This is a genomic window from Paenibacillus sp. PL91 (assembly GCF_012935325.2).
Taxonomy (GTDB): Bacteria; Bacillota; Bacilli; order Paenibacillales; family Paenibacillaceae; genus Pristimantibacillus.
Genome location: NZ_JABBYG020000005.1, coordinates 209,766 through 234,959 on the forward strand (window position 1 = coordinate 209,766; position 25,194 = coordinate 234,959).

Consider the following 25,194-nt stretch of genomic DNA (forward strand, 5'->3'; position numbering starts at 1 on the left):
CCGCTAAAAGTCCTCGTCGAGTCGAGGCTTTTTTACGGGGAGTGGTTGGGATGGTCATTTAAAGAAGAAACAGGGGGTTACAGAAATCAAACGGTCATTTATTTCAGGAGGGACCTTACTCTTTAACAAACCAAAAAGGCCCTATAACGCAAATTTTTGCCTCTAAGGGTTGTCCAATATTTTATTTCCGCCAAAAAGTCGAACAGTCTGCCTTATCCAAAATATTAAACTCGATTATTTTCTCAAGTAAGGAGAAATCGACCGGACTGTCCCACTGGATACGTACCAACTGATTGGTGTGATCATAGCCAGCCTGCACAATTTCATCAGAAAAATGATTTATTCCTTTCTTTTCAGGGGCAATAGCCAAATGATGTTTGGCTATGCTAAAGCCAATAATAAATGTGTCGTGATCGGTAAACATAGGCTGTTTCCACGCAATTTTTGGCATTAAATTTGGAAATTTCTTCGTTACCCAAGCCAAAACCTCTTCCGTTCGAGCCCGTTGTTTCGGGTTAGCAATATCCGCTAAATATTCTGCAAAAACTTCCATATTGTTCCCTCCTGGCTCAAATCTCTGTAATGTTGTAGATCCTCACAAAAAACAAAAAAAATAAACAGATGTAGAGCAAGTATATCAATGAAATGCTCGACTTGCCAGAGCTACAAATTCACCGGATTTTGTCCATTTTACACTAATGCATGTTATGTGATCGCAGATGATGATCTTAGCGGTAAAGAAAAATACTTGACATTTGAGTCGACTCCAATGTTATTGTGAATTCATGGAAAAATTATATTCTATACAAGAGGTTTCGCGGATACTTGGGATGTCGAAGGATACGCTTCGGTATTATGACCGGATTGGGATCGTCTCGCCTTCCAGGGAAAACAATCGGTACCGCAAGTACTCTAAGGACGACCTCATCGACTTGATGAATATTCAGATTATGCAGTATGCGGACTTATCTCTTGATGAAATCAGGGGAAAGTTTGGTTTCCGCAAGATGGAAAATATCGAAACCGCGTACTGCGAAGAGGTTGCCGCGTTCCTCGATGCCAAGAACGCAGAAACGCGCAAGAAGATTGCTCATCTGGAAAAGGTCAGTTGGCTGCTCAACGTCGCAGCCGAAACGCTAAGGGACTTGAATTGCGAAAGTGATCAACGTCTGGCAGAAATCGTCCGCGAAATTTACAAGGATATCCGAGAGACGGAACCGGGAATTTCCAAGGAAGGTTGTGGTGAACATGAAGGTTAAAAATTTTTATTTTCTGATTGCAGGCGCCCTTGCGATGCTGTTTGCCGTCACGCACGCATGGAACGGGCAATCCGCTGTACTGCCGAAGCTCGACACAGAGGCGATATCCGTGGATACCCAGATCGTATTCACGTATGTCTGGCACATCATCACGGGAGAAAATATGGTCTTCGGCATCGCTTTCATTATGATGTCATTCCAAACCGAACGATCAAAGATCCGGTTTGCCGCATATTTGATTGCGGCGATCCTGATCGTCCGACTGATGGTAATTGTCGGTGCGACGTCAATGCTTGACGTATCGGGGATTACGGATACGCTTATAGATTCGATTGCCATCGTAATCTATATCGCCCTCATCTTACTGGGCACAAGATTGAAGAAAAGCAGTACGATGGCCTGAAATCACAGTTCCTCGAAAATGTTTTTGAACAAGCTCGGCAGGAGAGCCATGCCGAATGCCGCCAAATAGGAAGAAGTCGACTGGGGCATATCCGTCCATCCGGGTCTTATACCGACACCGATGATCACCGTTGCCATCAAAGGGGAAAATAGGATACTAAATTTCATCATCCGTTAGGTATTCGAAATGGGAACGACGGAGAACGGAAGACAATTTCGGGATCATAAATGAAACGAAGGCCAACCAGATCATCTGGTTGGCCTTTTTTTTAACGTCAAGTCAACAAAATGGAATCAGTAAGCCTTACGAGGATTAGCCATAATGTCAGCGGAGCTTTCCTGCTCTTTCAGCTCTGTAAGGAGCTTATCGCCTTCGACATCCAGGTTTGGCAGCATACGGTCTAACCATTTCGGCAGCCACCAAGCTTTATCACCGAAGACCGCCATGACTGCTGGGACGAGCGCCATGCGGACGATGAAGGCGTCAATCAGGATGCCGACCGCCAGCGCAAATCCGATCTGTTTGATCATGATATCATGAGCGAAAATAAAGCCGGCGAAGACAGAAACCATAATCACTGCTGCGGCTACAACAACACGGCTGGCTTGGTTATATCCGTGAACAACGCTCTCCGTTCCACGATGCCCATGGACGTAAGACTCGCGCATGGAGCTGACAAGGAAAACCTGATAATCCATCGCCAGTCCGTAAAGAATGCCGGTAACCATGATCGGCATAAAGCTGAGCAACGGACCGCCGGTGTCAAAGCCGAAGAGGGAGTGAAGCCATCCCCATTGGTACACGGCCGTAGTAATCCCGAACGTGGCGAGCACACTGAGAAGAAAGCCGACCGTAGCTTTGAGCGGAATGATGATCGAGCGAAATACGAGCAGTAAAATAATGAGCGAGAGGATGACGATAATACCGACGTAGAGCGGGAACACCTCAGCCAGCTTCGACGACATATCGATGTTGATCGCGGTGAATCCAGTAACGCCAATCGTGACATCATTCGTCAGCGACGTGCTCGAATCAGAAGCCCGAATCTCATGCACAAGGTTTTTGGTCTCTGTGTCCGTCGGTCCTGTTTTCGGGATGAGACTAATAATCGCCATATCCCCGGTTTTGTTTACGCCCATTGGTGTCACGAGCGAAACGTTCTCATGCTGTTGCAGATCCTGAACAAGATGATTCAGCGTTTCCGGCGTCATTTTGTCCGAAGCGCCTTTTGCCTTAGCGACAAGGAGCAGCGGGCCATTGAAGCCCTCGCCGAAACCGTTCGAAATGGCGTCGTAGCTTTGTCTTGATGCGGTGTCCAAGTTCGCTGTGGCACCCGAAGGAATGCCCATTTCCATGTTTGCGACGGGGATTGCCGCTGCGCCAAGTATGACAATGACGCCAACAATAATAAGCCAACGGCCCTTCGATACCGCCGTTACCCAGCGGTGTGCAAACCCATGACGAATTTTATTCGCATGGCTGCTGCTCTTCGTCCGCGCTTTTGTCGAGCAGATGCGTTCACCTACGAGACCGAGGAGAGCCGGCAGCAGGGTTAGGGCAACCAAAACATTGACGAGGACGGCCAAAGCAGCCACAAGCGCCATCGCGGATAAAAAGCCAATCCCTATAACGAGCATGCCGCACAAGGCAATAATAACAGTCAAGCCAGCGAAAAATACGGCGCTCCCGGCGGTTCCGACTGCTCTGCTCGCGGCTTCCCGAGCGCTTAGTCCTTGATCGAGAATCATGCGGCGCTGACGGTTCACGATGAACAGCGAGTAGTCGATACCGACAGCAAGCCCGACCATTAGTGCCAGAACAGGCGTGAGATCGGTCATATGGAACACTTTCGAGAAGGCAAAAGCTCCTCCTACGCTTATTCCTACTCCCATTAGAGCGGTCAAAAGCGGCAAGCCTGCAGCAACAACCGAACCGAGTGTCATGAAAAGCACAACGGCGGCGATGGCAATACCGATTGCTTCGGTCGAACCTATTGAAGGCTTGGTCGAAAGCGAGTCGCTAGGTAATGCGGTAATACCAGTCTGCTCAACAGACATGACAGCATCGATTACGGAATCTGGGACCGATTCGGGCAGCGACATTTGCTGAACGGTGAATTGAAATTGGAACAGCGCAACGCTGCCGTCAGATGCAAGCATCACGCCGGGTACAGGAACGCCGTTCACCATCAGAGGACCGAAGGGCGGTATTTCGCCTGTGGTTGCTTGCGCTGATCCGTTTCCTTGTGCAGATGCACTGCCTTGTGCTGTTTCATTGCTTTGGGTGTTGCCGGACATCGAAGCGCCGGCTTCCGCTGCCAATTTAGCGGGATTAATGACATAGTCAAGGCTGTATACATCATTAACGGCATCGCTAATGGAGCTCAAACGCTCCGGCGTATCCAGACGTTCGCTCTTCGGTGCCGTAAACACGATGCTGGCTTGTCCGCCCGAAGCCTCCGGCAGCTCTGCCGATAACTGGTCTAACACCTTTTGCGATTCTGTGCCCTCAATTTTCATATCGGAACTGACATGTATTCCGTTGACCCCGAGCATGGCGAGCACAACTCCAAGGATCGCGATCCAACTGATAATGAAATACCATGGTTTGGTATAGGCTGATTTGCCTAATTTGTATAGGAAAGTTGACATTCGTTAATGTTTCTCCTTTGCATGTAGGAATAACGTGAGGCAAGGAACTAGAATCCGTTTCGCAAGTAACCGAACATGGTGTCTAAATAATGATCGAACGTAACGGCCTCCGGGCTTTCGTCGGCAGATTGACCTGGTAGCAGTACGTTCAGACTGCCATCCAATATTGGCAGCACGGCCCCATAAACAGCGCCGGCGAGAAGGTGAGTGTACCCCTCGGGATAACGTCCATGCGAGAACTCGCTCAAAGTCTCCTGGGCGGATATTTGCAAACGGTGCAGTCCTCTGAGGATGTATGGCTCAAGCGACGGATACTGCTTCGAAAGTGATACAAGCTGTCGTAATTTACCGATATGCTCTGCTGTCAGCTGCATCTTCATCAAATGGTACAGGATGTCGGGTGGGGTAATATCCTCGTTTAAGCTAGCGATCCAATCCTCGACCTCATCGGCGCCTATAAAGATAACAGCCGCTGACGCTACCGCTTCCTCCTTGCAGGAGTAGTGGTTCGCGAACGTTCTTCTGGAGTATCCGGCGCGCTGGACGACATCTTCGACGACGAAGCCGTCCATTCCCTTTTCCAGAGCAAGAGCGAATGCTGCATCGGCAAGCGCATTCGCGGTTGCTTCCCTTTTGATATGGCGTAGGCTCTGTTTGTTCATCATATAACGCCTAAGCGTTCACCTCTTTTCAGATAGACTGGCAGCTTTTTCAAACATAAATCCATATCTACATTATTGCCCAATGGGCAATAATGCACAATGGGCAATATGTTACGGAATTGTGGCGTTGAGAGAGCTGGGTTTGAGTAACGATAAGAGGAGGGGGAGATGAACGCTGACAGATCGGCTGCGCTAGAACTTAGAACGTTGAGAAATATGCTGCAAAGACAGGTTGGCGGAATATTCATCCGTAATACGGGGATCAAATGAGTGGCATGCATGGATGGGTGTTGAAGTAATTCGTCAAATGTTTAAATAAATGCACAATATTGATTGAATTTATAATAGCTAGCGAAAAAACCAAGTGTTAATCTGTACTTGAAAGTCCCTTTGAGAACCATGAGCCGATATCACCAAAGTCCGAATAAGGAGAATCAACATGTCAAAAGCCATAAATCAAAAGTCATTATTCGGTAAGCCGCCAGTCTGGGAGCGGACGGAGATTGAAAAAGCGATTCAATTCGTGCTTCAGTGAATCGATAGGAATTTGGAATTATTTGCGGATAAGTTTCCAGATGCGGCAAGCGTTGGATATATTTATCCTGCTATCGGAAATATCGAGTGGACGTCAGGCTTTTGGACAGGGATGATTCCTGTTGGGCTCGCGGGCAAGCATGGGGCATGTACGGCTTTCCGCTCAGTTACATATATAACGGAGACGCGGCGCTGCTCGATCTGACGAAGAAGCTGGCAAATTACTACTTAAACCGTCTGCCAGAGGATCTAGTAGCTTATTGGGATTTGAGCTTCACCTAGCGGTTCGGAGCAGGAGAGGGATACGTCAACGGGAGCTATTGCTGTCTGCGGCATGCTGGAACTGGCGAACCTGACGCCTCCGGTGACAACCGATGATGCCCCTCAGGGATGGGCCACAAAGGATACGAAGGTAACCTTCATGGCAAATGATGCAGATTCCGGTGTTGCGGCAACCTATTTCACAGTTGACGGAGGTGCGCAACAAACCGGTAACTCGGTTACTTTGACCAGCGAGGGAACGCATACGTTAGTGTATTGGAGCGTTGACAGGGCAGGCAATGCGGAACAGCCGCATACGGTTGCAGTGGTCATTGACAAGACAGTTGCATCTGTTAATCCTGAAGTGCCTAACGGAAGCAACGGATGGTATAACGTGCCCGTAACGGTTACGTTGTTGGACTACGGGAATGTGCAGTACAGAGTGGATGGCGGAAGCAGCTGGAGCGCCTACGACGCGCCTGTCACCCTGAGCCAAAATGGGGAGAATCAAATGCTGTATCGTCCTGTAAACGTAACAGGCTCTGTTTACCCGAAGTCGGTGGAGGTGAAGATCGATCTGACTGCGCCTCAGCTAGAAATTATCGGAGAAGCGTCATATACGATTGATCAGACGGTCAACATCACGTGCCGTGCAGCCGACACTGTATCGGGTGTCACTTACTCGCCATGCGGCGCACCGCTTGCAAATATGAAGGCATATACGCTGGAGCCGGGTGCTCACAGCGTAACGGCGGAAGCGGAAGATGCCGCGGGACACCGCGGATTGGCTGAACATTCGTATAGTGTACATGCAACATTCGACAGCCTTTCTGCGCTGACCGAGACATTCGCGGCCGAAACCGGCGCTCCAGCTTCGGAAAGCGCAGCAAACGCATTGAAACAGAAACTGGCTAATGCCAAAGCGAAAGCCGAACAGCGCCAAGGAGCGGAAGTCCGCATACTGCTGCAAGCGTATATCGAAGAAGTAAACAGCCAAAGCAGTAAAGTGTTCACATCCGAACAGGCGGAGGTACTGGTCCGCTGGTCACAATGGCTGCACGATGCAACTCCGCTTGCCGGCGGAGCTCCGGGGAAACCGGTACTGTCCGACAATAATGGTCACGACACGGGACTGAATGGCGGCAGCTATACCGTCACTATGAACCTGTGGTGGGGGAACAACGGTACTGAATTCAAGCTGTACGAGAATGACGTGCTGATCAATACGAAAACGCTGATGGACAGCTCGCCGAATACGCAAACCGTGAAAACGGATATTGCGGGCAAAGCAAACGGAACTTACACCTACAGGTGCGAGCTGACGAACAGCTTCGGCACGATAGCATGCGACCCGCTTATCATCACCGTCACCGATGCCGCGCCGGGCAAGCCGGTATTGTCCCATGACAACTGGGATGGTGACGGGAGTTACGGCGTCACGATGAATCTGTGGTGGGGAACGAACGGTTCTGAATACCGCCTGTACGAGAATGGAGTGGTGGTCGACACGCAGACGCTGAGCGCAGCGACACCTGCCGCTCAGAAGGAGGTCACGAATTTTTCCGATAAGGCACCGGGGGTGTACGAGTATTTTGCCGAATTGGTCAATGCGTCCGGAGAGACGTCTGGCGAGAAGATCACGGTTACCGTCAAACCGGAACATTGACCGGTGCTGCCGGTAGTAACCAACTGATTTAGGATTGCGCCTTTTTCCTTTCGGAAAGAGGCACTTGCGTATACGCGCGAGAACACTTAAGTGTCTATACGTCCTTCTCCGCTGCAGATATACTGCAGGTACCTCATGCTATTCGAAAAGGAGAAGGACATGAAATCAAATAAAGGTACTGCAAGAGTGGTAGGCGTATTATTTCTATTAGCGACGGCTGCGTTCATGGCTGGAAGCGGGCTCATAGACTCGGTTTTAAACCAACCGACATTCCTTACTGATCTCTATCCAGATAGAATGAAAGTGATCGCGGGATTGTTTCTTGAGTTAATTAACTCCGCTGCTGTGGTTGGCATAGCCATACTAATGTTTCCAATTTTGAAGCCGTATAACGAATCTATTGCTCTTGGTTACTTTGGCTCGAGGATTATAGAGGCCGCGCTGCTCATCGTTAGTATCATCAGCCCGCTCATACTCCTTGCATTAAGCGATCAATATATAGCTGAAGGTGCCGTAGGAGACTCTTCCTTTTTAACCATTGGGAATTTAGCGGTCAGAGGACAGGAGATGGCTTTTGAGCTGGCGATGCTCGTTCTTAGCTTGGGCAGTGTGATGTTCTGTTCTTTGTTGTATCAAACGAAGCTGGTTCCACGAGCTTTGTCTTTATTGGGCATTATCGGTTATATCGCTTTGCTCGCAAGCAGCTGTTTATCGATTATCGGGTTGGACCCTGGATTCATTTTGTTTATTCCAGGGGCGATATTTGAAATTATTTTTCCAATATGGCTGATCGCCAAAGGATTTATGACGAAGTGATAGCCGCCAAAACCCTTGATCATCAAGGGTTTTTTTTTATTTTTTAACGTCGCATGTATCATTTTATAAATGAAAGCCCTTTCTAAAGTTGTGCTATAATGAAATCCAATTTATAAATCATTCTATAGAGGAGATGCAATCATGTTTAATGTTCTTATTGTTGACGATGAACAAATAGAACGGGAAGGCATAAAAAATTTAATCGCTCAGTACAAATTTCCTTTCAACGTGCTGGAAGCTGAGAATGGTCTAATTGCCGAAGGCATTCTAAATAGGAAATCCATAGATATCCTGATAACGGATGTAAAGATGCCTATGATGAATGGTTTGGAATTAAGCAAGATTGCAAGGAAAACGCAGGAAGATCTAAAAATCGTTATTTGCAGCGGCTATGACGAGTTTGAATATGCCAAAAGTGCGATCAAATTAGGGGTAGTGAACTACTTATTGAAGCCTTTAGCCGTTGATGAATTCCTGGAGGCGTTGGAAGAGATTACACAATTCAGCCCGATTAGGGATAATCCTGAGCATGAAACGCAGGAATCGAAGGTCATTAAGCAAGTGAAGGAAATCGTGAAGGATAATTTTCAGAGAGATCTCTCATTATCGGATGTATCTAAGGAAGTTTACCTTTCTCCGGGTTATTTAAGCATTTTGTTTAAGAAAGAAACGGGTGTAAATTTCTCAAAATATTTAACGGATTATCGTCTGCGCAAGGCAAACTATATGTTAATCCATTCCAATATGAAAATAAATGATATCGCGGTTTTTGTTGGAATTGAAAATACGTCATATTTCTGCAGGTTATTTAAGGCTAAATATAATGTCAGCCCATTACAATATAGAGAGAGCGGTATCCCTTATGATCAATCTGATAAAGAAAAAGTTCAATGATATCAGATTCCGCAACAAGCTATTGCTTTCTCACCTGATTATCGCTTTAATTCCGATTATTTTATTGGGTCTCTTTTCCCTTATTCAATCCTATCGAACGCAGGTCAAAGAATTGAAAAGTGAAGCGGCTTCAAGCTTGAACCAGATTTCCAATATCCTTGATTACAAAATAAACAGATATAATACGCTATGCGAGTTCATGGTGCTTAATCGAGAGTTTTCGAATGTATTTATCAATAATTACGAAGAAAACTATTTTGCTATGTACCTCGATTTCAGGGACAAGGTGGACCCGATGATTTCGCATATCAAATTAATGGATGATAATATCGAGGGAATCACCTTTTATACGTCGGGAGATTTACTAGGCATCCGCGAAAATATTTTGCCGCTAAGCGAGTTGAAAAATAAGCCCTGGTTTGACGGGTTTAGAGGAAGGCAATGGGTCGTATATGACGACAGTGTATATTTGGTCCAAGAGCTGATCAGCAATTTCAAGGACAGCAATTTTATGGTGATTTCGATTAATTATGATAGTATTTTTTCAGATCTGGATAAGCTGTCGGAATATATTTTTGTGAAGATTGAGAACGATAAAGAGCAAATTGTTTTTAGTGAAAAAAAACCAGAGGAACGCTCATCTCCGGCCGCTGTATCAGATTATCCCTTTAAAATAAGCGGTCATTTGAAAAATATCGAATGGACGATCCATTATTATCTCTCGAACGCTAACGCTTACATTAATGCATTTGCCATTTTTAAAATTACCGTATTTGTTATTTTGCTCAGTTTAGCAATCACCTTCTTTCTCATCTACATATTTTCAAACAATTTCACGAGACGGATTATCCATTTGAAAAACAAAGTCGATAAAGTGGAACAAAACAATCTAGACGTCATTATTCAAAGTACGTCCAAGGATGAGTTTGGCGTACTCACGAATGGAATCGGAAAAATGCTGGAGCGGATTAACAGTCTTATTTTACAGGTGTATCAGGCCGAAATCGCCAAAAAGGAAAGTGATTATAACAAGCTCATAAGCCAGATCAATCCTCACTTTTTATACAATACCCTCTCATTTATTCATTGGCGGGCGTTAAAAAAGAATGATATCGAAACGAGCTATATGGTCACGACGTTGGCGAAGTTTTATCGATCAACCTTAAATAAAGGAAAAAATATGGTTACGATTGAAAATGAGATTAAGCATATTCATTCCTATCTGGATTTGCAGTCCATCATGAATGATGGATCATTTGAAGTGGACTACAGAATAGACGAATCTATTCTCAATCAATCGATCATTCATTTCATATTACAGCCTATCGTGGAAAATGCCATTATACATGGATTCACCGAACCGAATCCGCAGGGCAATCAGATCATCATTTCCGTGTATCCTAGCAATGAGGAGATCAAAATGATTGTAAGCGATAATGGCGTGGGAATGTCCCAGCAGCAACAAAAGCAGCAATTAACAGGGGATAGCGGCGGCTGCGGCGTAAGGAATGTGAATGACCGTATCAAGCTGTACTACGGCAATGAATACGGGTTGGAAATTGAAAGTGAGCCCAATAGGGGAACAACAGTTACGTTAACGATTCCGCTTTCTTGATGCAGGATATTGCTCATCTTCGAAAACCGAGGTACTTCGCGTACAGCGGTTTTTTTGTTGTCTATAAAGGAAGATGAACACTAGAAAGTGCTACAGAAAAGTAAAATGTTGCATATACGCTATTTGTGATAGCGCATACAATTTAAATATAAATAAGCAAAGGAGCTAATAAATATGGGGAAAAGCAGGAAATTCGCAGTAATCTTGATAGCTTGTATAGGTTTGCTAGTTGCCAGCGGTTGTAGCGGTGCAAAGAATGGTGGAAATGAAGCAGCAAGTCCGGTTAACGAAAACGATTATAATCCCTACGGGAAATATGAAACGCCAGTCGAGTTTACGATTGGCCGAAATACAAACCATGTGAATAATTTGCCGGAAGGGGACACCATTGAAAATAACCTAGCGACACGTTATGTGGAAGACAGAGTAAACGTAAAAGCGAAGGTTGCTTGGGAGACAGATGATATGGCTCAGAAATTATCCCTTTCGATGACGACCGGTGATTTGCCTGATGTTATGCTGGTCAACCGGGAAATTTTCAATCAATTGGTCGATAATGATCTGCTTGCTGATATGACTGAAGTCTATGAAAAAACAGCATCCGATGGAATTAAGAAAATTTATGATTCTTATAGCAGCTTATTGTTGGATCAAGTGAAGGTAGACGGCAAAATTATGGGACTTCCAATGACGAATATTGGGAATCAGCACCAACTATTATGGGTGAGAAAAGATTGGATCGATAAAGTTGGAGCTGAAGTGCCGAGCAGCTTGGAGGATGTCTGGAATTTGGCAAGAACCTTTGTGGAAAAAGACGCTTCAGGAACGGGGAAAACGGTAGGTTTTGTCATGGATCAGAATGCGATGAATTTTTCGCCTGTTTTTGCCGTGCATCAAGCATTTCCAGCGCAGTGGATTACGGGCAAAGATGGACAAGTCGTATACGGGTCCGTTCAGCCGGAAATGAAAGAAGCGTTAGCGGATTTGAGCGAGCGTTACAAAGAGGGACTTATAGATAAACAATTTGCAGTGAGATCGAACGAAGAAAAAGAAGCTCTGGTCATTAATGGACAAGTAGGCATGCTGTTTAATCCTTGGTGGATCGGATATACCAACTATAAGGATTCTATTAAAAAAAATCCGGAAGCCGAGTGGATAGCGGTTTCTGCACCGGTGGATGCCAATGGGAAATTTAAAACGATTCGACAAGACCCAATCGGCGGCGGGATCGTCGTCGTGAAAAAAGGGTTTAAGCATCCAGAAGCGATTATGAAATCGATTAACCTAACAACAGACTTCTTATATTCCATGACCGATGATGCCGTGCAATACAAAAAAGAGCATTCGGATGAATTGTTAACAGATGCAAGCAGATGGAATAATGATCCTACCCAAATTCCAATGCAAGTCGATTATGACGATGTATTGAAGCGTTACTATGAAGACATTATGGAAACGGATAAATCTGGAGATGAATCCAAGATTCAGGAAGATCGGATTGTGTCCTATCGTGCCTATCAGGAGTTTAAAGAAAAGGGAAATAGTATCGATGTCAATACGTATGGCGAATATTTATCCCGAATTGAAGGCCAGCGAGAAGCGAACAACGAGAACCTTGAAGTGATTCCTGGCGGTTTTTATGGAACAACCGAAACGATGAAGATGAAGTGGGCTAATCTGAAAAAAATGGAAGAAGAAATGATTCTAAAAATTATTATGGGTGAAGCGAAGATTGATGAGTTTGATAAGTTTGTTGATACGTGGCATCGTACGGGCGGAGATGAAATTGCCAACGAAATAAATCAATAGGAAGCAGCATCAGGTGGAGTCATCCTCCACCTGAACATTTTCGTTTAGCTGAAGCGAGCGAGTTCACTATTTTAGATATAAGGATGTGATGCGAAAATGGCGCAAGTGGATATGAGTGTAACGAGAGAGGGAAAGACTCTCAATAACACGCAAAAAAAACGGAACTGGTCTAACGGTATCGTTTATCATTTCATGCTGTTGCCCGGAATGATCATGCTGTTTATTTTTTCGATAGTTCCCATGTTTGGAGCCGTGATGGCCTTTCAACGATTCATTCCTGCCAAAGGGATATGGGGTTCCGATTGGGTAGGCTTCGCCAATTTTACTTATATGTTTCAACTTCCGGACAGCAAGCAAATCTTCTTGAATACGATTGTCATAGCGATAGGTAAAATTATTCTCGGCTTACTGGTACCTATCGTTTTTGCCCTGTTATTGAATGAAGTGAGGCTTAAAGTGTTCAAGAGTACGGTTCAAACCATCGTATATCTGCCGCATTTTATGTCATGGGTTGTTTTAGGCACCATGCTTTCCATGATTTTTTCATACGACGGCATGGTAAACGGTTTGCTTGAGTTTTTGGGTCTGGAGCGGATTATGTTTATGGCAAGCAATACATGGTTTAGACCTCTGCTTATTTTAACGGACACGTGGAAGGAATTTGGTTATGGGACCATCATTTATTTGGCTGCTTTGACGGCAATTAATCCGGCATTATATGAATCGGCTGCGCTTGATGGCGCCAATCGCTGGAAGCAGATCAGAAGCATAACGCTGCCAGGAATCTTTCCAACAATCGTTTTACTAGGCACTTTGAGTCTGGGAAATGTATTGAATGCAGGGTTTGACCAGGTATTCAATCTATATAATCCGTTGGTATATGAAACAGGAGATATCATCGATACCTTTGTATACCGTATGGGACTGATCAACATGCAGTATTCGTTTGCCACAGCTATTGGATTAATGAAATCTGTCATCAGTTTTGTTTTAATCATTCTCTCCTATAAGTTAGCTGCAAAATATGCCGGGTATAAGATTTTTTAGGAGGTAAACATGGTACAATCCAAAGCCTTGGGGTCCAGGTTTGTAAATCTATTGGTCATTACGGCATTGTTAATGATCACTTTTCTTTCACTCGTTCCGATGGTTAATACCATCGTCATTTCGATTAGCAGCAGCACAGCCGTGAATGCAGGAGAGGTTTATTTTCTCCCCGTAGATATTAATTTCTCCTCCTACGAAAAGATATTAAATGATACGAAGTTTTGGAAGGCATTTCTCGTCTCGGTGGAGCGGGTCGTTCTTGGAGTCAGCCTGAATATGATTCTGACCATATTAATGGCATATCCGCTGTCCAGAAGCATCAAGCAGTTTAAGTCCAGAAACGTTTATATGTGGGTTATCATATTTACGATGTTATTTAGCGGCGGTATCGTTCCTTGGTTTATGGTCATTAGTAATTTGGGGCTGATCAATTCCATCTGGGCTCTCGTATTACCCGGAGCAGTCCCTGTATTTAATGTCATCTTGCTAATGAATTTTTTCAAAGGAATCCCTAAGGAGCTGGAAGAAGCCGCATTTATGGATGGAGCGGGCCCGTTAAAAATATTAACTCATATTTTTCTTCCCGTTTCATTGCCAAGCTTAGCTACCATTGCCTTGTTTTCCATTGTAGGCCACTGGAACAATTTCTTTGACGGGATTGTTTTAATCAATGACAGTAACAAAATTCCTTTGCAGACCTATCTTCAGCAGCTCAGCCTGACGCGGGACCAAATACAGAATCTTACGGTCGAGCAGCTAAAGGAGTTTAATAAGGTATCTAATGTCACCTTAAACTCGGCTAAAATTCTGGTGTCTATGATCCCTATTTTATTAATCTATCCCTTCCTGCAGCGGTACCTTATTCACGGAATCGTCTTAGGATCAGTAAAGGAATAGTTAAAAACGAAGTTTGCTGCTACCAAGCCCTCACTATTATACAGTACAGGAGAATGACCATGCATAATTATACGGAAGAGAAGATCATTCAATATGTTACCGGAAAAATGTCCGGTCGCCCCAAAATCATACAAATGTTCAAAAGCTGCTATCAGAATACGCTGGAAACAACCATTCACCGTCATGAAGAGGATGGAACGGTATTCATGCTGACCGGCGATATTCCGGCCATGTGGCTGAGAGATTCTGTGAATCAGCTGAGGCCTTATTTAATGCTGGCGGCGCAGGATACCGACCTGAAGAAAATAATCGAAGGGGTATTAAAAACCCAGTATCAATCTATTTTAAGAGATCCATATGCCAATGCTTTTAATGAGTATGACAATGCTAAAGGACACCAAAATGATAAGACTGAAATGTCAGGATGGATCTGGGAAAGAAAATATGAAATCGATTCATTGTGTTATCCCATTCAATTAGCTTATTTATATTGGAAAAATACAGGTGAAACGGGACACTTTACTCCCGATTTCGAAAAAGCGGTTCGGTTAGTTTTGAAAGTCTGGCGGACCGAGCAATATCATATGGAACAATCGGACTACACCTTTGAACGAGAAAATTGTCCTGCCACAGACACTTTGGAGCGAAACGGAAAAGGCAGTGAGGTAGCTTATACAGGGATGACCTGGTCGGGATTCCGGCCAAGTGATGATGCCTGCACGTATGGGTATTTGGTGCCATCGAATATGTTCGCTGTTGTGGCTTTGAAGTACCTGGAGGAAATTAATGATTTATTCATTCACGATCAGAGCCTGGGTCAAGAGATCGTGTCCATTCGGTGTGATATCGAGCAAGGCATTGAACAATTCGCAGTCATTCATGATGAAGAATTCGGTCCGGTTTATGCCTACGAGGTCGATGGCTTAGGGAAGGTGAACATAATGGACGATGCGAATGTACCAAGTTTGCTTTCACTCCCTTATCTTGATTACTGCAAAAAAGACGATCCTGTTTATCTAAATACAAGAAAGATGATTCTAAGCCAAAGAAACCCTTATTACTATGAAGGCAGGTATGCGAAGGGGATCGGAAGTCCGCACACACCGGAACATTACATTTGGCATATCGCTCTATCCATTCAAGGAATGACGGCTATCGATGAATCGGAGCAGTACGAAATTCTGGACATGTTTGAACGAACAGACGCTGGAACCCATTTGGTTCATGAAGGATTTCATAAAGACAATCCCTATACATTTACGAGAGAATGGTTTTCCTGGTCAAATGCCATGTTTGTCGAATTTATATTAAGCGTCTGCGGGCTGGAAATCAGAAAGTCGTAATCAAATGATATATTGACATACTAATCTAATTTAATTTATATATTGACATTAGATTAGTATGAATATTATAGTGTTTATGAAAGCGCTTTATAAAATACAAATTGAAATGGAGGTAATATTACGATTATGGCACTGAAAAAAACGAAACCATCTACGTTTTTAGTGTTATCTTTGGCATTATCATTAATTTTCGCTTCAATATCTGCCATTGGAAGTACAAAAGCATATGCATTTACTTCATCAGATGCAGACACTGCTATGGAGGCATTTAACGCAAAGTTTTGGGATAGCCATGCAAAGTATTTTTGGACGAATTCCAACCACGGTGACAGCTACCAAGGCTTTTGGGTGGAAGCGGAGCTTTGGGAGATGGTGATGGATGCGTATATTCATACTTCTAATCCGACCTTGAAAGCAAAGCTTAGAACTCAGATTGACGATATATTCGATGGTACAGTAGCTAAATATGGAGATGATTGGACAAACAATCCCTTTAATGATGACATTATGTGGTGGGCAATGGCGTCCGCAAGAGCTTATGAAATCACGAATGATCAAAAATATTTGGATAAGGCTAAATATTACTTTGACTTTGTATACGATACGCAATGGGATGACGACTTTGCAAACGGCGGCATTTGGTGGTTGAATAGCGAGCATAACACAAAAAATTCCTGCATTAATTTCCCTGCGGCGCAAGCAGCAGCTTTTATTTATAACATTACTCAGGATGATCACTATCTGGATGCTGCTGCCCGTATCTACAAATGGGGCAAGACTATGCTTACGGATGGCAATGGCAAAGTATTTGACCGCATAGAGCTTGAAAGAGGCGCTGTTCCTGATGCAACGCATTACAACCAAGGTACTTTCATTGGTGCAGCAGTTGGATTGTATCAAATAACTGGAAGCACGGTTTATCTTGATGATGCAGTGAAAGCGGCTAATTTTACTAAAGATCATTTAGTTGACGCAAACAACTTGTTGAACTATGAAGGGCCGAATGGGGACTTAAAAGGCGGTAAAACGATATTAGTCCGTAATATGGCCTATCTTCAAGATGCTTTAAAGGAGAGAAGCGAAAGCTCATACAAGCAGGCTAGCGAAGAATTAAACTATTGGCTTGCCTTCAATGCGCAAATGGCATGGAACAATAGAAATGCTGACAATATCGTAGATGGCAACTGGGCAGGGCAGCTGCAATCCGGAACCTATGAATCTTGGTCAGCATCCAGTGCTGTTCAAGCGCTGACTGTTCTAGAATCACAGGATGTGGATATACAATACGCGGTTAAAGATCCTTACAAAAAAATAGAAGCGGAAAAGTACAATATCGGTACTGGATTCGTTATGGAGGACAGCACGGAGGGATCCATGCAATTGGGAGGAATTCAGCCCGGAATGTATGCGGCATATAAAAATGTCGATTTTGGATCCGCCGGCGCAGTTGGATTTATTGCTAGAGCGGCAAGCGGAACAGGCGGGGGCAACATCGAAGTAAGGCTTGACTCCCTGGATGGACCTAAGGTCGGCACCTTGGACGTACAAGGAACAGGCGGATGGAGCAATTATACGGATGCTGTTACGGTCCTTAAGGATGCTGAGGGAAATCCAAGTGCTGTAACAGGAGTCCATGATGTATATTTGGTCTTCACAAAAACGAACGATCAATATTTGTTTAACTTAAACTGGTTTAAATTCACCACAACCGATCCTACAAAAACAGATGCATACGCCAGACTTAAGGCAGGAAATTTCGACAGCAGTTCAGGCCTAAGTAAAAATGCGGACGGGGGATTTTTGGAAGGCATTCATAACAACGCATATGCTTCTTATAAAGGAATAGACTTTGGAACAGGCGCAGCTGGTGTTACCGTTCATGTAACAAGCGGTAATCAAGGCGGCACGATTGAAGTTAAGCTGGACAGTTTGGACGGACCAACTGTAGGTGTAATTGGAATTCCGGCTTTAGGAGATTGGGATAGCTGGGTTGACATCATGTCTAATATCGATGATACCAAAGCAGTAGGTATTCATGATCTTTATCTCGTTTTCCATGGAACAAATGGAAGCGACTTCCCTATTAATTTGGATTGGTTCTCCTTTTCAACAGTGAAAGGGCAAGCAAAGGACGCTTATAGCAAGCTAGAGGCTGAAAATTATACGAGTGGTGTAGGATTCGGTAAAGAAAGTGGCGGAGGCCAAACCTACCTGGCGGGTATATTTGGTCCTAATAAACCATATGCCATGTATAATTATATTGACTTTGGAAGCACAAGCCCTTCTAAATTTACCGTTAATGCAGCAACTGATACTGGTGGAGGAACGATAGAAGTAAGAATTGACAGCATGAATGGCCCTGTTATAGCTACCAGTACGGTTTCAGGAACAGGCGGTTGGCAGAACTTCAAGGTTGTCTCCGCAGATGTTACAGCTCCTGTAACAGGAAAGCATATTGTTTTCTTATTATTTAAAGGTGAAGACTGGTTATATAACGTTGATAAATTCACTTTCGGTGATCCGGCCGTATTTACAGCACCGACACCCCCTCCTGTTCCTGTTGAGGACCATGTTGCTCCAGGAGAGGTGGAAAATGTTCAGATCATACGCGGCGATGACAATATGAAATTGTATTGGGACGGTCCCTATGCGATTGATGGTCAAAAGGTGCAAATCTCATTATTAAATGATGGACAACAGGTTGGAGACGTAATAGAAGTTAATAGAGGCATACAAACTGCTCTTTTATCAGGAATTGAAATGGGTAAAAGCTACACTATTTTAATTAAGACTGTAGATAAGTCAGGAAATGTATCTCAGGGAATAACGATAGATGATCAGGATTTACCTTCATTTTCACTTTCTGCAAACGAAAAGGTTTTAAAAGAGGGCGAATCTTTTGAAGATTATATCGCTTTAAACTTCAAAATGGGCAGCGTAACAGCTGTGAAATCGGCAATTATCACAATTGACGGCAAACCATATACGATTAATCCTCAGACACAAGACCATATAGCCATCGATATGGCCGGAAATTTAGGAGATAAGACGGCTACTGTTGAAATGGAGGATTACTCGGGCAGCATGCTTCAGAAAACATTTAAATTTAATGTTGCAACGAGTGTAAATTCCATGAAACAATTAATAGCTCGTTTCAAGGATTCAGGAGAAATAAGTGGAGCGATGATACCACAGCTTACCAATGCGCTTGCGCAGACTCAGCATCAACTTGATAAGGGGAAACAGGAGAATGCGATTAAGCATATGCAAGATTTTATAAAGCACTTAAATAATGAAGCTTTAAGCCGTAACGTTAAAGACGGTGCCAAAGCGATTCTGAATTCGGATGCTCAATCACTAATAAGAATCTGGCAGAATATCAGTTCGGAATAGATTAAATCATAGGAAAGAGCCTTGCCGTTATAATTAACGGTGAGGTTTTTTCATGTTTGCTGAACGTCATTTGACAATACGGGCAATCATTTTGTACACTCTATTTATTCTGACCGTTCAGTATAAATAAGAATAAGGTGAAATGATGCCCAAAATAGGAATGGAACCAAAGCGTCGAGCCGATGTCATAAACGCCACGTTAACTTGCATTAGCATTCACGGGATTGATGGCATGACTCTGGATAAGGTTGCGGAGTATGCGGACTGCTCAAAGGGAGTTGTCACTTATTATTTTAAAAATAAGGACAATTTGACGATCGAAGCTTTTAAGTCGTTCATGGCCTACTACGGTTTAAAGATAGAATCGGAAATTGGAAACACAATGACTGCCGGGGAAATGATTGACGTTACCTTAAATCATATACTGCCGCCATACAGCGACGACTCGGAGAAGCGGATTAATGTATCGGAGCTTGATGGAATTGAAAAAATGTTTATCCCGCATGAAGCCCAAGCAAGGCTCTTTCTGCAGTTTTTCTCTAAAGCCGTATTGGATCGCAATTTGCAGGAAGTGGTATCCAAGAGCTATATGGCTGATCTCCATGGCATAGCAAAGATTTTTGATTACGGTAAAATGACGGGCCATATGTCTGTCGAAGATTCCCAAAGCGCTGCATATGGGCTTCTCGCGATGGTTGTAGGATTAAGCTTCTTTAGAGTAGCGAACATTCCGCCAATAAATGGCGAGGATAACCGATACATCGGTGAGGATTATGTGAGAAGGCTTACCGATAGAGGATGAGTATGCTAAGCATATGCATGGCAAATCCAGTTTTTCTCAGAAAACCAGCGCGTTCTTTCTTGCAAAACTTTTAGGAGGATGATTATGAATATAACGAAGGTAGATGTGGGTGGGGGAAGTATTGCTGTAGTGAGCAGCAGCGAGATATTAATTGAGGATGTCCAGTCAGCATTGGATCTTATGGCAACCGTACAATATGAAACAGGCTGCGATCGTATTGTGATAAACAAATCCCTGCTAAGCGAAAGCTTTTTTGATTTGAAAACTCGGCTTGCAGGCGAAATCCTTCAGAAGTTCATTAATTATCGTAAGAAGGTTGCTTTTGTTGGGGATTTTTCTGCGTATCCAAGCCAAAGCTTTCAAGATTTCATCTATGAATGTAATAGGGGGAACGATATCTTTTTCTTGCCAACCGATCAACAAGCGATTGAAAAGCTAAGTATGTTGAAGTAGGGAACGGAGGGAAATAGGTGTCAATCGCACAGCGTAGTCAAGCTGAGTATCCAATGGTGAAAATGGCAGCAGGACAAATTGAATTAAGGGACGATCGAAAAAAGACTGCATGGACGGTAGAGGTGAAAGCTTTTTTGATTGCACCGGTTCCGGTCACGAAAGAGTTATACGACTCGATATTGCAAAAGACAGTTGGACCTAATGACAATCCTCAGGCTCCGGTAGTGGATGTCTCATGGAAGGATGCGGTCTTGTTTTGTAATCTGCTGTCTCTGTATTCAGGTCTACAGGAATGTTACTCGATAAGTGATGATGGCGAGAATGTCTTCTGTAATTGGGGAGCGGATGGCTATCGTCTTCCAACGGAAGCGGAGTGGCAGTATGCATGTAAAGCTGGAACGGTTGGCTATCGGTATGGCGAGCTTGATGAAATCGCCTGGTATCATGAAAACTCTGAGGGCATGGTTCATGAGGTAGGTAAAAAGCTGCCGAATGCGTGGGGGCTCTATGATATGTTAGGAAATGTTTGGGAATGGTGCTGGGATCTATACGATGTGAAAGTATACGGCTCCTACAGAGTTTTTCGCGGTGGAAGCTGGGCAGAAGAGGCTAGAGGCTGTGGAGCGACGTGCCGCCGCCGCAGTCACCCTACGTTTCGCATCGATGATCTCGGCTTTCGTCTTGCTAGATCCTTGTAATGTAATGAGATTTGCTAAAGTATGGTGATTGCTAGACTGATAGACACATGCCTATAATAGAAATAAACAACTTTAGTCATTCACATTAAATTTGCCGTGCGATATGGGAGTAACAAAGCCGCTTAACTAGATGGTGGTAGGATAGAAGACGGGAGAGTATGGAAAATGAACAATGAGACAACAAACGAGGAAGCAAACGGCAAGGAAGGTGCCATATCTGAGGAGCAGTGGGCTGAGCTTCTAAAGGCTGTTCACCATAACGGCCTCGTTTCTTTAAAAATGCATTTTAACGATGTTGAAGGACAAGTGTTGAATTTCGAACCTTACGGCCCGGTTTTTGTATTTCATGTGAAGGATGAAGAGGATCATGTATATTCCTGCGGTTTTTTTCTGCGCGAATTGATCGCCAGATTTCAATCGGGCAATGATCCTGCACTATGGATGGCTTCTTTTTTCGTTGATCTTATGGAGACCAAGGGTGGAAAAGCTCTCCCTCAACCGGCAGCGACCGAAGACGAGGCTAAAGCAATTATCGACAAAATACTCGTACCCCAATGTATAAAAGCAGTAAATGAAGAGTTTGCGCCAGAGCAGGTACATGCAGGCTTAGCTTGGAACGAACAGCACGGTCCGGTATTTGAAGCCGGCTTTCCAACGATTATAGATGGAAATAACGTATGCGCGATTCCTTTGCATTTATTGTTAACATATTTGCAGTTGAACCGGGATCCTGGGGAGCTCATGATCCAAGGCTTGTACGACATTCGAAATGAACATGGCATGGAATAAAATATAACCGCGAAGATCTTCCAATATTTTGGAAGGTCTTTTTTTTTATACCACCTTTTACTTGGTCGCACCTGCTAAAGTTGTTGGGAGTCAGTTAGCTAGAACGTATGAATCCAACATGACAAAAATGTAACCATTCCTCTCCTGTTTATCATCTGAATCGAACGACAGCGCTTGATGCAAACCATACAATATGGGTGTTGGAACAGCCTGTTCAATCGTGCTTGGTTAACCCCAAGCAAATTCAAGGAAAGCAAGGAGAGGATTTTAGTTGAACAAGAAGAAGAAACGAACCCGCCGCATGCTCGGCGTCCTGACTGCAATGCTGATGTTGACTCTTACAGCCGAAGCAAGCGCTTATGCGCAGCAGCCTGAATCGAATCCGTCTGCCTTCGTCGAACTCGGCAGCGCAGCCTCGGGAGATTTTACGAGCGGACCACGTGATGCTAAGGAAGTCGAGGCGTTTCTTGACGCTTTTTTTGCCCGGGCTGCCATTAAGCAAAAAGCCGGGGCTGCTGCGGTATCCGTCATTCAAGACGGGAAAGTACTCGTCTCCAAAGGCTATGGCGTCACAGACCAAACGTCGAAGTCGCCGGTAGACGCAAGTCGATCCACCTTCCGAATCGCCTCCGTCTCTAAAGTGTTCACAGCCGCTGCTGTGATGCAGCTCGTCGATCAAAGGAAAATTTCGCTCCAGGACAATATTGAAAAGTATCTAGGCGGTTACAAAGTAACCAATCCCTTCGATTCACCGGTCACGATTGAGCATTTGTTGACGCATACGACCGGTTTTGAAGTGCGCGAGCCTGCAGATGCCAGCTATTTGTTTGATGATACTCAGATGCCGATCTCACTAGAAGAAAGTATATTTGATGTGTTCCCGCCGGTCGTTCGCAAGCCCGGCACGTCATACATGTACGATAATTTCGCATCGAGGCTGCTAGGATACATCGTCCAGCAGATAAGCGGAGAGCCCTTCGGCAGCTATATTCAAAAGCATCTGCTGGGGCCGCTTGGCATGGCTTCAAGCAGCTTCAGCCTGACTAAGGATTTAGCTGGACGGCTGGTAACTTCTTATGATGCAGCGAATAACGCTATTCCGGCGTACGATTTATCGCCGCGTGAGTGGCCGGAGGGCAGCATGATATCAACGGCCTCCGATATGGCGCTGTTTATGAAAGCTTTCCTGAGCGACGGCCGGGCTGCTGACGGCACAATTGTCTTGTCGCCCGAATCGGTGAAGGCGATGTCGACCTACCAGATGGTCATCCATCCGGATTTGCCGGATATGACTTACGGCTTTGAATCGCCTGTGGACCCGTCCAATACGAACGGCGAAGCCGTAATCTCCAAAGGTGGCGATATTGTGGGCTTCAGCTCGCTGCTGTGGCTGCTGCCAGACCGCAAAACGGGTGTCTTCGTTTCATACAATGCGAATCAGGATTTGCGAAATGACCTATTTACGGCATTTATGAATCATTATTATGCCGGTCGAGAAACGACATTCAGTCAGGAGGGCTTTGAGCCGCAGCCCAAGGAGGTTCTCTCCAGGTTCGAAGGGTTGTATTCCGATTTGCGGATAAAACTACTTACCAAAGTCGAAGCGACTGGCGATGGCATCCTTATGGTGAGCGATGTTTCAGGCCGTCACCAACTGAAGCAGGTCGGCGATATGCTGTTCGTGGATGAACAGGGCAAGCCGCTTGCATTCAAGGAGGATGCCGACGGTCGCACCAACTATCTGAAATACTCTAATTTATATAGCTATGCGGCCAAAATACCGGAGAATCAGGAAGGCTTCCCTGACGTATCTGTCAGTCATCCATATGCCAGCTACATCCTCGGCCTGCATTCGCTCGGCTTCTTGCCGGATGATCTGTCTAAGCCGTTTCATCCCGAGCAAGCCGTCACACGCGGAGCCTTCATACATGCTTTTAACGCAATATGGAGCATTTCTGAATCCGCAAACCCGCCTTTATTTAAGGATATTGAAAATTCTCCGTATCAAAAAGATATTCAAGCCGCTGTCGAGGCAGGCATGCTGAATGGGACGGGGAACAGCTTTTTCGAGCCGGACCGTCCGATTCTTCGCGAAGAAGCAGCCGTTATCATATTCCGATTACTGACTGGCACGGGGATCAGGTTACCGGATTCCACGGCTGTACTCGCGCCCGGCACTTCGAAATGGGCGATCGATGCCGTCAGTTCTGCAGTGGTATGGAAGCTGCACGGTCCGGAGGTGACTGAATCAAGCGGCATGTTCGACTATGGTTCTAAGCGGGCGTTGAACAAGCAAGAGCTTGCGGCGCTGCTGTTCACGATGCTGCTTCCGCAATAAGCCCTTCGTAATTTGTAAAAAGAGCAGTGCTATAGGATGGTATAAACCGGAGGGGAGGCGATTATTTGCCACCCCTTTTTGTACGGATGCCCGGAATGGTATGATGTAGCAAGCAATGAATGGATGGTGTTGCTCGAAAGTACGCAACAATCGAGGGAAGGGATTTTGCTGCTATGGATTTGAATATTTTTATAATCGAAGATGATGCTGCTATTTTTCATTCGTTGAAGGAGAGATTGGAGCATTGGTCGTTTCACGTCACGGGACCGGAGCGGTATGATGATGTGATGAGCACTTTTATTCAAGTGCAGCCCCAACTGGTCATTATTGATATCCAACTGCCGATGTATGATGGTTTTCACTGGTGCAGGGAGATTCGGGCGGTATCGACAGTGCCGATTCTGTTTCTGTCATCGCGTGATCATCCACTAGATATGGTGATGGCGATGAATATGGGGGCGGATGATTATATTCAAAAGCCGTTCAATATGGATGTGCTGCTTGCCCAAATTCAGGCGATTCTTCGCCGGACGTATGCTTACGGAGAGGAAGCGTCCGATCTTATCGAATGGAACGGCTCTATTATTGATATGAAGCGTGGACTGATCCGCAAGGATGGACAGGACGTGATTTTAACGAAGAATGAGTTCTTTATACTCGTTGTGCTCGTCAAGGCGAAGGATACTGTAATCTCTCGCCACGAACTAATCCGCAAGCTGTGGGATGATGAACGTTTCGTCAATGACAATACGCTGACGGCAAATATAACCCGATTGCGCCAAAAGCTCACGGTTTTCCAGCTGGAAGAAGCCGTTGTAACGAAGAAAGGGCTTGGCTATATGGCGGCCACGTTATGAGGAGGAA

At 44.8% G+C, this 25,194-nt stretch carries 21 protein-coding genes and 1 pseudogene; 18 read left to right on the forward strand and 4 right to left on the reverse strand.

Features of this window, described 5'->3' with window-relative positions:
• Window positions 1-181: 181 nt before the first annotated feature.
• A complete protein-coding gene (locus tag HI950_RS14290) occupies window positions 182-553 on the reverse strand; it encodes an iron chaperone (RefSeq protein ID WP_169085140.1) in 372 nt (123 codons plus the stop codon).
• Window positions 554-785: 232 nt separating this feature from the next.
• Between HI950_RS14290 and HI950_RS14295 the strand changes: the two genes are divergently transcribed.
• Complete coding sequence (locus HI950_RS14295) at window positions 786-1,259, forward strand: MerR family transcriptional regulator (protein ID WP_169085138.1); 474 nt, start codon at window positions 786-788, stop codon at window positions 1,257-1,259.
• Window positions 1,249-1,662: a hypothetical protein gene (locus tag HI950_RS14300; RefSeq protein ID WP_169085136.1), complete on the forward strand. Its 414-nt coding sequence runs from the start codon at window positions 1,249-1,251 to the stop codon at window positions 1,660-1,662. The genes HI950_RS14295 and HI950_RS14300 overlap by 11 nt, the downstream gene beginning before the upstream one ends.
• 2 nt (window positions 1,663-1,664) lie before the next feature.
• On the opposite strand, the gene HI950_RS14305 is transcribed toward HI950_RS14300, so the two are convergent.
• The 3 genes from HI950_RS14305 to HI950_RS14315 all read right to left on the reverse strand — a co-directional run bounded on the left by HI950_RS14305 (window position 1,665) and on the right by HI950_RS14315 (window position 4,975).
• Window positions 1,665-1,832, reverse strand: a complete 168-nt coding sequence (locus HI950_RS14305; RefSeq protein WP_169085134.1) for a hypothetical protein — start codon at window positions 1,830-1,832, stop codon at window positions 1,665-1,667.
• A 123-nt stretch (window positions 1,833-1,955) separates the two neighbouring features.
• The gene (locus HI950_RS14310) at window positions 1,956-4,313 is read right to left on the reverse strand and encodes an MMPL family transporter (protein WP_169085132.1); all 2,358 of its coding nucleotides are present in this window, start codon (window positions 4,311-4,313) and stop codon (window positions 1,956-1,958) included.
• A gap of 47 nt (window positions 4,314-4,360) precedes the next feature.
• A complete protein-coding gene (locus tag HI950_RS14315; RefSeq protein ID WP_169085489.1) occupies window positions 4,361-4,975 on the reverse strand; it encodes a TetR/AcrR family transcriptional regulator in 615 nt (204 codons plus the stop codon).
• Between the two features lie 645 nt (window positions 4,976-5,620).
• Here HI950_RS14315 and HI950_RS36695 point away from each other — a divergent pair.
• The 16 genes and pseudogenes from HI950_RS36695 to HI950_RS14395 form a co-directional block, all read left to right on the forward strand.
• Window positions 5,621-5,885 (forward strand): annotated as a pseudogene (locus HI950_RS36695) (glycoside hydrolase family 88 protein); the annotation flags it as partial.
• Window positions 5,874-7,436, forward strand: a complete 1,563-nt coding sequence (locus HI950_RS14325) for an OmpL47-type beta-barrel domain-containing protein (protein WP_486187806.1) — start codon at window positions 5,874-5,876, stop codon at window positions 7,434-7,436. The pseudogene HI950_RS36695 and the gene HI950_RS14325, both read left to right, overlap by 12 nt.
• Before the next feature lie 159 nt (window positions 7,437-7,595).
• Window positions 7,596-8,252, forward strand: coding sequence for a DUF4386 domain-containing protein (locus tag HI950_RS14330; RefSeq protein ID WP_169085126.1), 657 nt, complete (start codon window positions 7,596-7,598; stop codon window positions 8,250-8,252).
• A 141-nt stretch (window positions 8,253-8,393) separates the two neighbouring features.
• Window positions 8,394-9,146 (forward strand): response regulator transcription factor, encoded by a 753-nt coding sequence (locus HI950_RS14335; RefSeq protein ID WP_169085124.1) that lies wholly within the window; start codon window positions 8,394-8,396, stop codon window positions 9,144-9,146.
• Window positions 9,115-10,761, forward strand: a complete 1,647-nt coding sequence (locus HI950_RS14340; RefSeq protein ID WP_169085122.1) for a sensor histidine kinase — start codon at window positions 9,115-9,117, stop codon at window positions 10,759-10,761. The genes HI950_RS14335 and HI950_RS14340 overlap by 32 nt, the downstream gene beginning before the upstream one ends.
• Window positions 10,762-10,935: 174 nt before the next feature.
• Complete coding sequence (locus tag HI950_RS14345) at window positions 10,936-12,570, forward strand: extracellular solute-binding protein (RefSeq protein ID WP_169085120.1); 1,635 nt, start codon at window positions 10,936-10,938, stop codon at window positions 12,568-12,570.
• A 96-nt stretch (window positions 12,571-12,666) separates the two neighbouring features.
• Complete coding sequence (locus tag HI950_RS14350; RefSeq protein WP_411268095.1) at window positions 12,667-13,617, forward strand: ABC transporter permease; 951 nt, start codon at window positions 12,667-12,669, stop codon at window positions 13,615-13,617.
• Window positions 13,618-13,626: 9 nt separating this feature from the next.
• Window positions 13,627-14,514, forward strand: coding sequence for a carbohydrate ABC transporter permease (locus tag HI950_RS14355; RefSeq protein ID WP_169085118.1), 888 nt, complete (start codon window positions 13,627-13,629; stop codon window positions 14,512-14,514).
• Between the two features lie 59 nt (window positions 14,515-14,573).
• A complete protein-coding gene (locus HI950_RS14360) occupies window positions 14,574-15,857 on the forward strand; it encodes a glycoside hydrolase family 125 protein (protein WP_169085116.1) in 1,284 nt (427 codons plus the stop codon).
• A 126-nt stretch (window positions 15,858-15,983) separates the two neighbouring features.
• The gene (locus tag HI950_RS14365) at window positions 15,984-19,250 is read left to right on the forward strand and encodes a carbohydrate-binding protein (RefSeq protein ID WP_169085114.1); all 3,267 of its coding nucleotides are present in this window, start codon (window positions 15,984-15,986) and stop codon (window positions 19,248-19,250) included.
• Window positions 19,251-19,395: 145 nt separating this feature from the next.
• Window positions 19,396-20,052 carry a TetR/AcrR family transcriptional regulator gene (locus HI950_RS14370; RefSeq protein ID WP_169085485.1) on the forward strand — a complete coding sequence of 219 codons (657 nt, stop codon included), beginning with the start codon at window positions 19,396-19,398 and terminating at the stop codon, window positions 20,050-20,052.
• 84 nt (window positions 20,053-20,136) lie between these two features.
• The gene (locus HI950_RS14375; RefSeq protein WP_169085112.1) at window positions 20,137-20,505 is read left to right on the forward strand and encodes a DUF4180 domain-containing protein; all 369 of its coding nucleotides are present in this window, start codon (window positions 20,137-20,139) and stop codon (window positions 20,503-20,505) included.
• 53 nt (window positions 20,506-20,558) lie between these two features.
• Window positions 20,559-21,203 (forward strand): formylglycine-generating enzyme family protein, encoded by a 645-nt coding sequence (locus HI950_RS14380; protein ID WP_187768096.1) that lies wholly within the window; start codon window positions 20,559-20,561, stop codon window positions 21,201-21,203.
• Window positions 21,204-21,368: 165 nt separating this feature from the next.
• Complete coding sequence (locus HI950_RS14385; RefSeq protein ID WP_169085097.1) at window positions 21,369-21,992, forward strand: hypothetical protein; 624 nt, start codon at window positions 21,369-21,371, stop codon at window positions 21,990-21,992.
• 271 nt (window positions 21,993-22,263) lie between these two features.
• Window positions 22,264-24,330 (forward strand): serine hydrolase domain-containing protein, encoded by a 2,067-nt coding sequence (locus HI950_RS14390; RefSeq protein WP_169085095.1) that lies wholly within the window; start codon window positions 22,264-22,266, stop codon window positions 24,328-24,330.
• A gap of 173 nt (window positions 24,331-24,503) precedes the next feature.
• The gene (locus tag HI950_RS14395) at window positions 24,504-25,187 is read left to right on the forward strand and encodes a response regulator transcription factor (RefSeq protein ID WP_169085093.1); all 684 of its coding nucleotides are present in this window, start codon (window positions 24,504-24,506) and stop codon (window positions 25,185-25,187) included.
• Window positions 25,188-25,194 lie beyond the last annotated feature (7 nt).

Excerpts from the sequence above, each read along its gene's own strand:
- HI950_RS14340 (WP_169085122.1), top strand. The coding sequence starts at position 9,115 with ATGATCAATCTGATAAAGAAAAAGTTCAATGATATCAGATTCCGCAAC.
- HI950_RS14380 (WP_187768096.1), top strand. The coding sequence starts at position 20,559 with ATGGTGAAAATGGCAGCAGGACAAATTGAATTAAGGGACGATCGAAAA.
- HI950_RS14360 (WP_169085116.1), top strand. The coding sequence starts at position 14,574 with ATGCATAATTATACGGAAGAGAAGATCATTCAATATGTTACCGGAAAA.
- HI950_RS14315 (WP_169085489.1), bottom strand. The coding sequence starts at position 4,975 with ATGAACAAACAGAGCCTACGCCATATCAAAAGGGAAGCAACCGCGAAT.
- HI950_RS14305 (WP_169085134.1), bottom strand. The coding sequence starts at position 1,832 with ATGATGAAATTTAGTATCCTATTTTCCCCTTTGATGGCAACGGTGATC.
- HI950_RS14290 (WP_169085140.1), bottom strand. The coding sequence starts at position 553 with ATGGAAGTTTTTGCAGAATATTTAGCGGATATTGCTAACCCGAAACAA.
- HI950_RS14330 (WP_169085126.1), top strand. The coding sequence starts at position 7,596 with ATGAAATCAAATAAAGGTACTGCAAGAGTGGTAGGCGTATTATTTCTA.
- HI950_RS14300 (WP_169085136.1), top strand. The coding sequence starts at position 1,249 with ATGAAGGTTAAAAATTTTTATTTTCTGATTGCAGGCGCCCTTGCGATG.
- HI950_RS14395 (WP_169085093.1), top strand. The coding sequence starts at position 24,504 with ATGGATTTGAATATTTTTATAATCGAAGATGATGCTGCTATTTTTCAT.
- HI950_RS14310 (WP_169085132.1), bottom strand. The coding sequence starts at position 4,313 with ATGTCAACTTTCCTATACAAATTAGGCAAATCAGCCTATACCAAACCA.
- HI950_RS14385 (WP_169085097.1), top strand. The coding sequence starts at position 21,369 with ATGAACAATGAGACAACAAACGAGGAAGCAAACGGCAAGGAAGGTGCC.
- HI950_RS14370 (WP_169085485.1), top strand. The coding sequence starts at position 19,396 with ATGCCCAAAATAGGAATGGAACCAAAGCGTCGAGCCGATGTCATAAAC.
- HI950_RS14355 (WP_169085118.1), top strand. The coding sequence starts at position 13,627 with ATGGTACAATCCAAAGCCTTGGGGTCCAGGTTTGTAAATCTATTGGTC.
- HI950_RS14335 (WP_169085124.1), top strand. The coding sequence starts at position 8,394 with ATGTTTAATGTTCTTATTGTTGACGATGAACAAATAGAACGGGAAGGC.
- HI950_RS14365 (WP_169085114.1), top strand. The coding sequence starts at position 15,984 with ATGGCACTGAAAAAAACGAAACCATCTACGTTTTTAGTGTTATCTTTG.
- HI950_RS14350 (WP_411268095.1), top strand. The coding sequence starts at position 12,667 with ATGGCGCAAGTGGATATGAGTGTAACGAGAGAGGGAAAGACTCTCAAT.
- HI950_RS14375 (WP_169085112.1), top strand. The coding sequence starts at position 20,137 with ATGAATATAACGAAGGTAGATGTGGGTGGGGGAAGTATTGCTGTAGTG.
- HI950_RS14345 (WP_169085120.1), top strand. The coding sequence starts at position 10,936 with ATGGGGAAAAGCAGGAAATTCGCAGTAATCTTGATAGCTTGTATAGGT.
- HI950_RS14295 (WP_169085138.1), top strand. The coding sequence starts at position 786 with ATGGAAAAATTATATTCTATACAAGAGGTTTCGCGGATACTTGGGATG.